The organism is Natronolimnobius sp. AArcel1 (assembly GCF_011043775.1).
Lineage (GTDB): Archaea > Halobacteriota > Halobacteria > Halobacteriales > Natrialbaceae > Natronolimnobius.
Window position 1 is genome coordinate 499,810 of sequence record NZ_JAAKXY010000005.1, and the last position, 13,449, is coordinate 513,258.

At 52.2% G+C, this 13,449-nt stretch carries 10 protein-coding genes and 2 pseudogenes; 6 read left to right on the top strand and 6 right to left on the bottom strand.

Annotation, left to right across the window (positions count from 1 at the left end; all coding sequences use genetic code 11):
• Nucleotides 1-79: 79 nt before the first annotated feature.
• The 3 genes from G6M89_RS17370 to G6M89_RS17380 are packed head-to-tail and all read right to left on the bottom strand — an operon-like array spanning nucleotide 80 to nucleotide 2,554.
• The gene (locus G6M89_RS17370) at nucleotides 80-1,099 is read right to left on the bottom strand and encodes a MoxR family ATPase (RefSeq protein ID WP_165163134.1); all 1,020 of its coding nucleotides are present in this window, start codon (nucleotides 1,097-1,099) and stop codon (nucleotides 80-82) included.
• Entirely contained in the window at nucleotides 1,096-2,241 is a 1,146-nt protein-coding gene (locus tag G6M89_RS17375; protein WP_165163135.1) for a DUF4350 domain-containing protein, read from the bottom strand. The genes G6M89_RS17370 and G6M89_RS17375 overlap by 4 nt, the downstream gene beginning before the upstream one ends.
• A gap of 49 nt (nucleotides 2,242-2,290) precedes the next feature.
• Nucleotides 2,291-2,554, bottom strand: a complete 264-nt coding sequence (locus G6M89_RS17380) for a hypothetical protein (protein WP_206335617.1) — start codon at nucleotides 2,552-2,554, stop codon at nucleotides 2,291-2,293.
• Nucleotides 2,555-2,680: 126 nt separating this feature from the next.
• On the opposite strand from G6M89_RS17380, the gene G6M89_RS17385 reads away from it, so the two are divergent.
• The 3 genes from G6M89_RS17385 to G6M89_RS17395 are packed head-to-tail and all read left to right on the top strand — an operon-like array spanning nucleotide 2,681 to nucleotide 5,924.
• Nucleotides 2,681-3,454 carry an ABC transporter ATP-binding protein gene (locus G6M89_RS17385; RefSeq protein WP_165163137.1) on the top strand — a complete coding sequence of 258 codons (774 nt, stop codon included), beginning with the start codon at nucleotides 2,681-2,683 and terminating at the stop codon, nucleotides 3,452-3,454.
• Nucleotides 3,451-4,662 carry an ABC transporter permease gene (locus G6M89_RS17390; protein ID WP_165163138.1) on the top strand — a complete coding sequence of 404 codons (1,212 nt, stop codon included), beginning with the start codon at nucleotides 3,451-3,453 and terminating at the stop codon, nucleotides 4,660-4,662. The genes G6M89_RS17385 and G6M89_RS17390 overlap by 4 nt, the downstream gene beginning before the upstream one ends.
• Nucleotides 4,662-5,924: an ABC transporter permease gene (locus G6M89_RS17395; protein WP_165163139.1), complete on the top strand. Its 1,263-nt coding sequence runs from the start codon at nucleotides 4,662-4,664 to the stop codon at nucleotides 5,922-5,924. Before G6M89_RS17390 ends, G6M89_RS17395 begins: the two co-directional genes overlap by 1 nt.
• Nucleotides 5,925-6,030: 106 nt before the next feature.
• Here the strand turns inward: G6M89_RS17395 and G6M89_RS17400 are convergent, their stop codons facing one another.
• Complete coding sequence (locus G6M89_RS17400) at nucleotides 6,031-7,596, bottom strand: ATP-binding protein (protein WP_165163140.1); 1,566 nt, start codon at nucleotides 7,594-7,596, stop codon at nucleotides 6,031-6,033.
• A gap of 162 nt (nucleotides 7,597-7,758) precedes the next feature.
• Here G6M89_RS17400 and G6M89_RS17405 point away from each other — a divergent pair, with 162 nt between their 5' ends.
• Together G6M89_RS17405 and G6M89_RS17410 are read left to right on the top strand one after the other, a co-directional pair.
• Entirely contained in the window at nucleotides 7,759-8,898 is a 1,140-nt protein-coding gene (locus G6M89_RS17405; RefSeq protein ID WP_165163141.1) for a DUF2457 domain-containing protein, read from the top strand.
• A gap of 243 nt (nucleotides 8,899-9,141) precedes the next feature.
• Entirely contained in the window at nucleotides 9,142-11,004 is a 1,863-nt protein-coding gene (locus tag G6M89_RS17410; protein ID WP_165163142.1) for a CARDB domain-containing protein, read from the top strand.
• A 158-nt stretch (nucleotides 11,005-11,162) separates the two neighbouring features.
• Here the strand turns inward: G6M89_RS17410 and G6M89_RS22420 are convergent.
• Nucleotides 11,163-11,325: pseudogene (locus G6M89_RS22420) on the bottom strand (PadR family transcriptional regulator); the annotation flags it as partial.
• Nucleotides 11,326-11,672: 347 nt separating this feature from the next.
• Between G6M89_RS22420 and G6M89_RS17415 the strand changes: the two are divergent.
• Nucleotides 11,673-11,813 (top strand): hypothetical protein, encoded by a 141-nt coding sequence (locus G6M89_RS17415; protein WP_165163143.1) that lies wholly within the window; start codon nucleotides 11,673-11,675, stop codon nucleotides 11,811-11,813.
• 1,220 nt (nucleotides 11,814-13,033) lie between these two features.
• On the opposite strand, the pseudogene tnpA reads toward G6M89_RS17415, so the two are convergent.
• Nucleotides 13,034-13,440: pseudogene (gene tnpA, locus G6M89_RS17420) on the bottom strand (IS200/IS605 family transposase).
• Nucleotides 13,441-13,449: the final 9 nt, after the last annotated feature.

Below are 13,449 nucleotides of genomic sequence, written 5' to 3' on the forward strand. Positions count from 1 at the left end.
ATTTATTTCCCGAGGGGTCAGTCGGCATTCCTCCACGGGTCGGGTGACTCGTGGAATCCTGCCTCGACCGCTGTTGAAATCAATTGCTGGTGGCTGGCTGTACTGTGCTGTCGTCTGAACTCGGTGGCTCGACTGAACTGACGATATCATCGATAATATCTGCCGGTCGAACATTGCTCAGATCTGCGTCTGTACTCAACACGAGGCGGTGAATAAGAATCGAATTGGCGAGTGCTTTCACGTCGTCTGGAATAACATAGTGACGACCCTTAATTGTGGCTCGAGCCTTTGCCCCTTCAAGAAACGCAAGCGCCGCTCGAGGAGACCCACCATGTGTGACATCTGGGTGGGCCCGGGTTGCATCGACGATGTCCAGAATATACTCTTTCACTGGCGCGGCGATATGTACATTTGCAACCACCTCCCGGGCTTCGAGAATCTGTGATGTCTCGACGACCTGCTCGACAGCATCCGGGCCAAGTTCTGGGTCGTCATCGAATCGATCAAGCAGTTCGCGTTCATCCGGCCGGTCAGGAATATCAATATTGAATTTGAATTGGAAGCGGTCGCGTTGGGCTTCCGGTAACTCAAAGACGCCTTCCATCTCGAGTGGGTTCTGTGTCGCGATTACCATAAACGGCGTTGGAAGCGACAGCGTCTCTCCCTCGATAGTCGCGCGTCGTTCTTGCATCGCCTCGAGAAGTGCACTTTGAGTCTTTGGCGTTGCACGATTAATCTCGTCAGCGACGACTAGATTTGAGAAGATTGGCCCGCGTTGCAGTGCGAACTCACCGCTGTGTTCACGATAGATGTGGGTTCCTGTAATATCTGCTGGGAGAATATCAGGAGTCATCTGGATTCGATTGTAACCAAGTCCTGTTGCGCGTGCAAAGAGATTTGCAAGCGTTGTCTTAGCCACGCCGGGGACGCCCTCGAGCAGAACGTGCCCACGCGTCAACAATGCAACTGTGAGATGCTCGACTGCCATTTCGTTGCCGATCAAGACGCGATCGACCTCAGACTGAATCGCATCGTAGAGTTCGGCTGGCAGCTGCTGGTTCGCATCGCCGTCGCCATCGTGCGAGTGCTCGGCGCTCATTCGTCGTCCCTCCGTTTTGATCCAGTACGGTTAAGCGCTGTTATGACGCGCGAGATACGTTCCTCGTCCCAGTCGGGATGGCGCTCTCGGAGGTGTGTTGCCCGTTGTTCGTCCTCGAGCGTTGGAAGATCGGCCTCGTCGGTGCTTGTGCCTCGGGTATCCTGAGGGTGGCCAGATGTGAGTCGCGAGCGAAGACGGGTTGCTGTCATTTTGAGCCGATGTGATGATCGAGCACCAACCGCAATCATACCAATTCCAATCCCACCAAGGAACAATTGCAACAGCGGTGATTCTCTAAGTGTGAGCGTAGCACTTGCTAATGGTGGCAACTCGTCTGCGTGCGATAGATCAATCAACACCTGATCAGCATCAGTGTAGATTGCCCGCAAGAACGCTTCGTTATCTGGTTCGTCGATCATAGCGTTGATTGCGATACTGGGGTCACTAACGGCGATAACCTGCCCAGATGAGACAGGTTCGACCGTCGCGACGGGATATGCCCCAGGCTCTTCGCCATCACTCAGTTCGCCATCACGGTTGAGGTCGCGATATGCAGCATCGCTTGTCTCAACCAAGACGGTGGCGTTATTTGGTTCGATCGACGCGGCGTAATTGAGCGTCAGTTGGTCGACGCCCTCAGTATAGGTGTGATCTGTGATGCCAGTTGCAATCGGCATCGAGGGACCCTGATAATAGTTCTGATGATCACGAAGTAACTCACCATCAGCATGTGCTGAAGCACCAACATCGGCAAGTAAGTCATTTCCTGGAGTGTCGAAATTCTCGAACACGACAAGTGTCCCGCCATCAGCGACGAACTGTTCGAGACGCTCGAGGTCAGCGCCGGTGTAAGGCTCATCCGGTGCGACAACGAATGCAACCGTTTCGTTTGACTGGTGATCGGTATACTGTGTTGTCTCTCGGATCAGATCGCTTTCAACACCCGGTTCATCGTTGATCTGGTCGTGTAATTCGGACATCCCGTCCCAGGAGGGGTTGAACGGCCCGAACGCCGCCGTCGAGGTTGCAGCAGCAATCCCAAATCCGAGACAGACAACAATAACGAGACTAGCAAGCAACACACGGGGCCAATCGATCCCCGTTCTCGAGCTAGTATCTTGAAACCATTCGAGTGGGTTCATTCGTCCACCCCCTGTATCACGGTGCGAAGCGGCGTTTCACGCTGGTTCGTTACCATGGAAGCACCTCCGGTGGCAAAATCTCGAGGATACGGCGGATAACAACGACACCGAAGCCACAAAGACCAACGAGGATCAGCCACCGAAGCCGGCGTCGCCAATCAGGGGTAACTGCAAAGGGGGCGGTCAGTTCGGTAACGATCAACAACCCAATAAGCGAGAGCACGAAAAATAGCTCGTACGAGAACGAGCCCAGTAGAGAAAGCGCGAGAAGCGCTGCGAGCATCCATGCAAGTTGCCCGCGAATGAACTGCATCCGTCGGTGGGTCGCCATCTAGTCCAGTAGGGACACTCAGTCATCGTAAATCCTCGGGGTTTCGTTCGCATCTGCCGGCCTAGTGAGAACGGTAGTTTCATTTACTCGTAACCAACTGTTCCCGGTATGTCTCCCGCTGCCACTTCTACTCCGCGAACCGATGCGGGCGATTCGTCACCGGTTGTCCACGCAACCGACGTGACGAAAGTCTACACCCGCGGGTCCAAACCTGGCCGTATTGGGCGACTCCTCGGTCGATCAGATCCGCCGTCAGTAACGGCACTCGAGGAGGTCTCCGTTGCAATTGAGACGGGCGAAATTGTCGGTCTCGCCGGCCCAAGCGGCAGCGGGAAGTCTACACTGTTGCATCTTCTTGCCGGTCTCGAGACACCGACATCTGGAACAGTACAGTTCCAAGACCAGGATTTCTCGGCGCTCTCTCGTCGACAGCGGATTCGACTTCGCCTCGAACACGTTGGAATCATTTTTCAACATTTCCATCTTGTCGACTCACTCACTGCACGGGCAAACGTTGCCCTCCCGTTGGTCGAACTCGGCGTCGGTGCACAAAAACGTCGTGAGCGTGCAGAGACCTTGCTCGAGCGTGTTGGCCTTGGTGACCGAATTGGACATCGGCCGCGCGAACTGAGCGGTGGTGAACAACAACGGGTTGCAATTGCCCGTGCACTCGCAACTGACCCGACGCTGGTTATCGCTGATGAGCCAACGGGTGAACTCGATACGGAAACAGGCCAGCGCGTACTCGAGCAGTTCGAGCGAATCGCAGACGACCGAGCAGTCGTTCTTGCCTCTCACGACCAACCAACACTGGACATTACTGATCGTGTTATTCGCCTTCGAGACGGTGCTCAAGCAGAATCCACGCAACTCGACGCATGAGTATTCGGAAACGGCTGATTCGCTGGGCTGGCCTCCTTCGCGTTGGAGTCCGACGGACCGTCTCACGGACGCTCGGTGCAGACCAGCGACGCATGCAACTGAGCGTCCTCGGTGTTGCCGCAATCATTGCACTGCTCGTTATCGTCACTGGACTCGGGCTTGGGCTCGCGACTGGGACGACAGTCTATGATGACGATATCGACTACTGGGTCGTCCCCGAAGACAGCGGCAGTAGTTCACCGCTGTTAGCGACAGACAATCCGCGCTTTGGGTCAGTACATGATGCTACCGAACAGTTCCGAAGTGACGACGTTACGTTTGCAACCCCAGTCCTGTCGCAGGTACTCCAAGTCGAAACAGACGGAGAGACAGAATACATCCTCGTCATGGGAGTAATCAACGAACCGGGATTGGATTCTGTCACCGGTGTTGCAACCACCGGCATTACAGATGGTGATCCCTACTATGATGATGGTTCATACAGTGGAGAGTGGACCGGCGACGCCGTTCTTTCCCAGAGTGCTGCAGGACTACTCGAGGCCGATTCCGGATCCCAGTTGACGATCGCTGGCAACGACTCCTTTACTGTAACCAACGTCGATGACGGGGCCGATTCGGTGGGTGACGTTCCAGCCGCGGTTGTCCAACTGAGCGAACTCCAGACACTCACGGGAGCGGCAGAAAACGATCAAGCCGACCAGTTCATCGTCGGGACGAACTCACCAGCTGTCGAAACAACCCTCGAAGGTGTGTATCCACAGTCAGAGGTGCTCACGCGAGGCGAGTTGACAACCAGTGCCGCAATGGACTCAGAGTTGCCACTGGCGCTTGCGTTAACCGCGTTCATTATTTCAGTCTCTGTTGGCACCCTGTTCGTATTGACGACGAACGGCCTTGAGGTCGTTGCGGACAGAACGCAACTAGCAACACTGGCAGCTATCGGTATTTCAACGCGAAGCCAACTGACGCTTGTTGGAACACAAACGCTTGTGATCACGGGTGCCGGCGGCTTGCTTGGTGCACTCGTCGGTATGGGTGGAATTTGGGGCGTGAATGCGGCAGCTATGGAATTTGTCACGACCGAGCCGATCGCACTTTCAGAGCCGTGGTTCATCCTCTATGGCGGAGCTGTTGGATTGATTATTGGCATCCTTTCGCTCCCATATCTGTTATTGTTGACCCGTCGAGTTACTGGAGGTGTTCCTTAATGGCTGGAATTGCCAGTCGTTGGTGGCTGGCTGTGCGTCGCTGGGGTGCCAGAGTGCGGGCTGCTGCTGGGATTACAATCAGCCAACTTCGGCATCATCGCCTTCGGCTAGGACTGGCTATTGTTGGTGTCGCACTGGCCGTGTTAGCAATGACTCTCCTGGCGGGTGCCGGAATGGGCGTCATCGATACTGGACACCAACAGTTCGAATCCGCCGATCGCGACCTCTGGGTGACCGCTGGAGAAACACGATTGACGACTGCCGGTGGCGGCGGTTTCGAAAACTCCCTGTATGATTCACGGACCGTCGCGAGCGAGATGGAATCCCACGACGGAGTCAGACACGCGATTCCAATGGCGTTCCAGACAATCTATGTTGGTTCCGACCCGGCCGACGACTTTGAGACGTTCGTTGGAGCGGGCGTCGCCGGCGGTGGCCCTTCAGTACAGGTGACTGAAGGGGAATTGTATGGGAGCGATACGTACTACGCCAATGGCAGCTACGACGGCGAGCGGACGAACGAAATCTTGCTCGATGAGGAAACAGCAAACGAACTCGATGTCGATATCGGAGATACGCTCTACGTCGGCGGGTCACTCTCTACTGCCCGCGATACCGAAGTCACCGTCGTCGGATACTCACCGACGTTCGAGCGGATGCTTGGGACATCCACAGTTGTGATGCCACTCAGTGAACTGCACGAGGCAACTGGTGAAACACGAACGGAGCCCGCGACGTTCATTACGATCACTGTAGAGGACGGTGCCGACGCAGACACGGTCCAGTCCGAACTCGAGGAAGCTCACCCGGAATATCAGATCCAGACGAATCAAGAACAACTCGAGAGTGTTCTGCAGGAGCAAGCGCTAGTGCTTGCAGCTGGTGCTGCGCTCGTCGTGCTTGCAATCGGTGCGGGGATCACACTGACTTTGAATTTGCTTGCACTGGTTGTCTTCCAACAGCGTGAGGCGTTCGCTGCATTGACCGCTCAAGGTGTCTCGTCGTCGCTACTGATTGGGTCCGTACTCGGACAGGGACTGGCCATTGGGCTTGCTGGTGGGCTACTTGGCGTCTCGCTTACCCCACCAGCAGTTGATCTCTTGAACCGAATTGCCGCGGCCGTCGTCGGGTTCGACGGCCTCGTCCAGACATCAACCGAGATTTTACTCGGTGGTTTTGTCATCGCAATCACTGTTGGGACAATTGCAGCGGTTATCGCTGGCTGGCGTCTGAGTCGGACTCCGCCACTCGAGATTCTGTAAATCGCCCCTCAAATTTTTTCACAGGTTGTGACGTTCGACCTCTGAGAGAGTAGTGTGCTTAGGAATACTACAGACATTGCCACGACAACATAGAGCACTAGAACGCTCAATTTCCAGTACCAAAACCGACGATCTCAAAACGAGCCCCACCATGCATACTATCAGCTATTCTGACTTTCCAGCCGTGAGCCTCTGCGATTTCTTTCACGATCGGAAGGCCAAAGCCAGTTCCGTCCTCCCTGGTCGTTTGGCCAAAATCAAATACAGAGGAACGGTCCTCAACAGGTATACCTGGACCATCGTCTGCAACGTAAAACCCGTCGTGCATGTCTCCGACAGTGATCGTCACCGTCGGGGAACCATGCTCGATAGCGTTTCGAAAGAGGTTCTCGAACAACTGTTGTAGACGGCTTTTATCACCCTGTACCGTTTGAGTCGTCTCGACAGCCAGTTCGCCAGCGTTTGTCTGGATCATCTCCCAGCTTTGTGTGGCACATTTTGCAAGCGAAACTGGCTCCGGGTCCTCGATAGATTTTCCTTGGCGGGCCAGCGTCAAGATGCCCTCAATAAGTTCACGCATCCGCTCATGAGCCGTTTCCACTTCTTCCATATGTGGACTCTCTAAATCATCTGAAAGCATCTGGGTGTGGCCCATGGCTACATTTAATGGATTCCGAAGGTCGTGACTGATGACGTGTGCAAACTGTTCGAGTTGTTTATTTTGTCGTCTGACCAATTCCTCCGCTTGCTTGCGTTTGACAAGTCCACCAAGATTCTTCGCAACGTCGGTTACGTCTCTGACGAGGTCTTTGTCACTGTCTCTCGAATTTCGTAAAAAGAATACGAGGACCGCAACGACGGACTCCTCGTCCTCAGTCTTCACAGGGACGCCCAGGGCAGCGTGGAGACCGCTTTCAGCGGCTAGTTCTGTTCTATGGAAGACGGATGGTGACTCTTGTGAGACATCAGCAATCCATTCACGTGCGCCAGACTCGTAGACGCGTCCGGGAAGGCCAGAACCAGACGCGAAGGTTACGTCCTTGCTCCCTTTGAGAAAGCGTTCACAGTTAGCATCGTCAGTGTGACCAACGACGAATTTGAGTTCATCGCTCGTGGCTGCTGGCTGCCATACTTCACCGTACGCCCACTCGGTATAGTCACAGATTGATTGGAGAGTCGTCTCAAATCCGTCTCGAAGCGTTTGTGCTGTACCGATACAGCGACTAGTTTCGGTCAATAACTGGCGTTTTTGTTTGATTCGTTCGCGCTCGGTAATATCTGTATAGAGTGCAATGCCGTCGATTGATTCCGATTCGTCACATGGGATGCTCCTGTGAAGGAATTCACGGTGACCGTCGGCAGTCTTGCGTGTGAGTTGGTGTGAAGCAATTTCACCGTCTTTTGTGGTGCTATCGATATCACGTCCTTGCTCCTCGAATTCTGCTGGGATGATCCAGTCATTAAGTGATTCGTTACAGATGTCTTCAGATTCATACCCAAATATCTCTTCGAAAGCAGCATTGACCTTTCGAACGATTGGCTCTCCGTCAACGAATTCGAACTCGACAACCGCATCCTGGACATTTTCGATGAGATACTGATACCGAACAGTCGAATCCTGCTCATGCAAAGAAGTGGATATTAGCGACTCTTCCGTATCAGAGCGATCCATTTACACTGGATTAGACAATCAATCCATATGAAATGTTTGATTCGACTGAATATTAGGTGTTCGAGTAACCCCCACTGTCACAAATTGGAATCCGAGGGTGGGAAGTTGTATGAGTCATTCTTAAGGAGAAAAGTTTTACCGAGACCCAGATAATTCTGGTTCATGAACCGGAATTTTGGACTCAGTGCCCTCCTCATAGCTGGCGTACTCGCCGCTGCAGTAATTGGTGTTACAGCCGTCGCTGCGACGTCGGACGCCAATATGAGTGTTCACCCAGCGATAGATACGCCAACTGAAACACTCGAGATTGAGGGGAGTGAGTATGAGGTCGATGAAATAGCAGTCGTTGAACAGGGAGACACACTCGAGGTAGATGTGACTGCATCTGGATTGTATAATCTGTATCTTTACAATACAGACGTCCAATCCGAACAAGACGACTATACGGATGATTCACAAGTACAGTTCGACATTGATGACCTCGAGCCAGGAAGCTACATGCTTTCACTCGAACCGGATGATGAAGGGAGACAGGCAGTTACCCCTGTTGTTGTCCAAGGACACGATATCTCGCTGGAGTATCCGACGACAGTAGAGGAGACGGAGGACGTCACGTTCGAGGCAACAGTTGAATCGGCCGGAATTAGCGATCAACCAGACGAACTCGAAGTCGTTATCTGGAACGGAAATGCAGCCTCAGAGCTAACACTCGAACATACTGGTGGAACGAGTTACAGTGCAACCGAATCAATGGCAACGCTTGGAACTGGCAGCTATGAGGTATACAGTGCTGTCATCGGTGATGAAGCGTATGAGGGCTACAATTTACCAGATGCGGTCGCTGAAGGAGATGAACTAACTGTCACAGAAGAATCCGATGACGATGAAGACAGTGAAGAGAAAAACGAGAGTGACGGTGACAGCAATGAGGATGGCGAAGACGAGAGTGATACAGACGAAGTGAAAGACGATGAGAAGGACAACGAGAGTGTTCTGAATGATGATAGTGACGAAAAGGATGATGACAGTACTGACAGCAATGAATCAGACGAAGAGATGAACAACGAGAGTACCGACAGTACTGATGACGAGTCGTATACTGATGATGAAGTTGGTAATGAAACCGACGACACGGATAATGGCTCCGGCTCAGATGTTATCGAGCCAAATGAAACCCAAGAAACGGATGATACAGCAGCCACTGATACAGCCGATGATGATGGACTCGGACTATCTACAGCTGCCCTCACCGCTGTCGCCATCGCAACAATGCTCATTGTCATAGTTGCTCGAGATAACTAATGCTCTTATAGTCTGGTTGAACTCTTCGAGACTATGGCAAAATTTACGTACACTGATTGGTCGTCCTGACGAGATGGCGTAGACAGCCCGCAACTATTAAATCGGTAGGGTTTAATTAACTGATATATGGGAAATTCAGAACGACTGGCAAAAGTGACTTTCCTAGTCACGGTAATGCTCCTTGCTCCGGTAGCCGGAGTTGTAGGGGCTAGTGGTAGCGGGGGAGCTGGCACAGCACAAGATGTGACGCTCTTAGAAGAGAACAACGAACTTGACGGACTCTCCGTCTGGGATCGAGCGCCACTGTCACTACAGGCAGATACCGATGATGCGAATGTCTCAGTTAGTCTGCCAAGTATTACTGCTAATACTGAGGATGGGGATAGTAACCTTTACCGGTCCTCTGTTGGCGTCTACAACGTCAATGATGGCGTGACACTCGACTTTGGTGAGAACGTTGACGCTAAAGAACACGATGGCGATGCTCAAATCCTGACTGCCTACCTCAATGAGAGTGTTGAGGATGACGATGTTGATTTCAGTGACCTCCCAACGAGTATGGACGAACTGGAGTCTGAACTCACACAAGAGAACCTTGATAACCTAAACGAGAACATCACGTTTAGTGACTCAAATGAGGATATTAACGATGGAACCTTCAGTCACGATGCTGACTTCGACGAAGGGGCAGGCGCATACACGTACATCGTTGCTACTGAAGATACCTTCACTGTCGACGAGGGCGATCTCGAAGATGTTCATGAGGGTACTGTCCTCGGTGCAGAGCAAGTGGTTGCTCACGAGGAACCATCTGAAGTCGACGTTGATTCCTCGGCCGAGCCTGGTGACGACATTACGTTCGATGTGACCGCAACAGAGTTTGACGACGATCTTAACGGGAGCGTCAACCACGGTGTTGTACTCTACAACGAAAGTGGCTTTGATGCAAGCAGTGCCACGCTCTACGTCGATGGAGAACTCAACACCGACCTCTCCGCAGAGGACGTGACTCTCGAGACTGAGATTGAATCACTGAACGGAGTTCAGAACCTCTCCGACGATGTCTCGGCTTGGGGCGAAGAGATCGAGAGCCAGAATAAGTCTGGTGAATTGACCCTCGAGACAGTCTTCAACTTCTTCATGGACGAAGCTGACATCGATGAACGGCCATCGATGAACACCACCGACGACACCATCCAACTTGATGCCTCGTCGACGGCCGTTGTTGGAGACACGAGCGAAGAGATTACGGTCGAAACCTACGATAACTGGAGCGAAACGGACTACCAGTGGATCCACGTCGCAACAGGCACCTCGAGCGACGAGATCCAAGTCAATGCAGATACAATCGAAATCGAAGAGGATGATGATGAGTCCACTGGTGGTGGTGGAATCTCTCCATCACCGTCTCCAGACCCATCCGGTCCTGAGTTCGATGTGGAAGCAGGACTCAGTGATTCAAAGATCATGCCTGGTGAGTCAGTTGATGTGACGGCAACAATCTCAGAAGTCAGTGGTGACCGCGGTGGAATCTACACGGCCGAACTCATGATCGATGGCGAAGTCGTTGATGAGGAGGAGGTCCACATCAGCCGCGATAGTTCCGAATCAGTGACATTCACGCACACGTTCGATGAGTCCGGTGAATATGACGTCGCAGTAAGCGATGTCACGGCTGGAACGGTTTCCGTATCCGCCGATCACGAGGAAGATCCTGACGAAGAAGAAGATGACGAAGCAGAGTTCGAACTCTATGACGCTTCTCTGAGCGACACCGAAGTTGAAGTTGGTGACAGTGTCACTGCCGGTGCAACTGTCGAAAACGTTGGTGGCGACTCCGGGACCTACACCGCCGAACTGATCGTCGATGGCTCGGCAGTCGATGAAGAAACTGTGACACTCGGCCCAGGTGCAGTTGACGACGTCTCGTTCACCCATTCGTTCGACGAAACTGGTGAGTACGATATCGCGATTAACGATGAAAACATTGGCACAGTAACTGTTGATGAAGACTCCGGACTGCTGCCCGTGCCTGGCTTCGGAGCGCCTGCAGCACTGTTTGCGCTTCTTGCATCGGCACTGATTGCGATTCGACTGAACGACTAAGCGAAACGAAGCTACCTGTTCTTTTTTGCCACAAGACAACACAGCGACAGCTAAGCACCGTTGATGATCAATCGCCTCCGGGCTTGACCCCGAGGCGATTGACGGCGTGCCTTAATCTCATGTTGGCCACGCCTCGTGAGGGTATAGAAGTTCGTTCAACGGCCTTCTTACCCCTTCTCGACGAACCCTTCGTTAACAACCCCGGCCCCAAGTGTCGGGTATCCGCCTCGAGTGCCGATGAATTTCTTTCTCGTAGTATCCCTCGAGTTCGTCTTTGATTGCGACTCTGTGAGATTCGTCTTGGCTAGCAATCGTATCCAAAAAAGTACGTCAAAAGCCAGTGAGGCCGTACATACACGGATTTTGTTCAAACAAACATATAAGAAGTGTTGATTATCAGATGCGATGGTAAAACTGGCCTATAAGAAAGGAGATAGTTGCAGTGGTTCGGGTAACACCTTCAAGAAAATAGAAAGACACAGTTATAAAGTTGTGAATCCTACCTAAAGGTAGCATCAGGTGGAGATATCACTGGTTACCTGCAACCAATATACCCACTTCCAGAGTATTTGCGGTCATCACTCCTGTTATCCGACGATATGACAAAAGTTACAGAAATATATACTATTCAAAAGAGTTAATAGACTCACATGTTTGTAACTAATTGGATGGGGGATAACCAAGATGATCAGCCCACCGAGGCTACCCAAGAAGAGGTCGAAGAAGCGATCAACGAACTCGAGGAGGACGACGACAATACTGAAACAAGCGAGAGACAACTGAGTGGCGACAACCAAAATGGAAAATGACGATTCCACAACGGGACCTCGTGAAGTTACTCGGGGCCACTCGAGCGATTCAGCGCTACCAATTGAAACAATACGGATTCGCAATGGAGACAATCCAGACGAGTTAGTGATCTTTACCGATGACCTCATGCATTGTACAGAGTGGGTTACAGCTAGTGGGCCTGAATCGTTTGTCAATCTCGAAGACTGGTGTTGATACCATCCTATCGTTATGTGTTAACAACCCAACCTCGAGTGTCGGGGTATCCGCCTCGACCGCCGATGACTTGGTGGTGTTTGAATAGAGAATACAATTGCAAAAGTAAGTCCACTCGTGAAAGAACCCATATATAATAAATGTATATTGCATCTAGAGTATTATTCACAGTCACTAAGTATTCAATCAGTAAATAAAACCGGAACAAAGTGATTGCCAAAGGTATATTTATATTGAGTCAACACTTATGGCCAATTGGCGAGGGGATGGGGGACTGTCGTTGCCACCGGCCAACCCAGCCCAATGGGGGTACCCACTCGCCATCGCAGACCACCTCACGCAGTCCGAGATTAGTGATTGACGCGGGAACAACGCCAAAGTTCATTCAGAAAGAACTCGGGCAACTCCCGCGACAACTCTGCACTCCACACACCGTGTGCTTCACTAATTTCATTCAGTATAACTCCATAGTCTACCTTCAACAGCGAGAGAATCCTAGCCTCCCCGTAAGATTATGGGATAAGCAGGCGCAAAACCTCGCGCTTCAGCGCGGGGAGGATGTCAATCAAAATGATGAGGGTTCGTGATGATAGAAACGTGCAGTATTTCGAGTACGGTTCCAGTGGGACGACCTTGCTCGTTCAGGGCCACCACGCTCTCCTTGTCTCAACAAACAGCGCATGTACTGCCCACAATTGCGGGAATATAGCCTCCGGGGAGTCGTAGCGCAAGTGAGGGTCCTACGTCAGAGAGGGAACCGCACCATTCAGGATGCGAAAGATTTCAAGAACACTTGTGCCCATCGTGTGAGTTCGAGTCGGATAGAGTGCTGATGCGATCGTCAGACTACATCTGACGGACAACAAAATCGCTCACGATTTTGCGACGGCGTAGAATATCCTTTTTCGCTATCTCGAAGATGTAGGAGTGGGTCACTCCGAATCAACGTCCTCAGAATCGCAGAGCGATTCTAAATGAAAAGCAGCGCGAGTTCCCCGCCCCACCGTGGGCGGGGTGAAGCGCGTCACTCCGGCGCGTGTTCCGTCTCTTCGATATACCGCTCAACCACTTCCTCCGACATCGTTCCCGTCGTCCCAACGTAGTATCCGATCTTCCAGAACCCGCCGCCCCAGAAATACGACTCCCGGATCTCGGGATACCGCTCCAGCAACTGCTTTCCAGAGTACGACTTGAATTGCCGAGCGATGTTCGCAGGGCTGTACTTCGGGTCTGCTTGCACGAACAGGTGAACGTGGTCGCCCGCAATCTCCAACGCCAGAATCTCGTGACCGAAGTGATCAGCAGTCTCACCAATCAATTCTTGAACGTCGTCCTCCACTACATCGAGAACCGAGTGTCGAAACTTCGACACTACACGAAGTGATACTTACAGGAACTAACCGAATGTGCGTGACTCCGATACTTCTCCATCCCTAATCC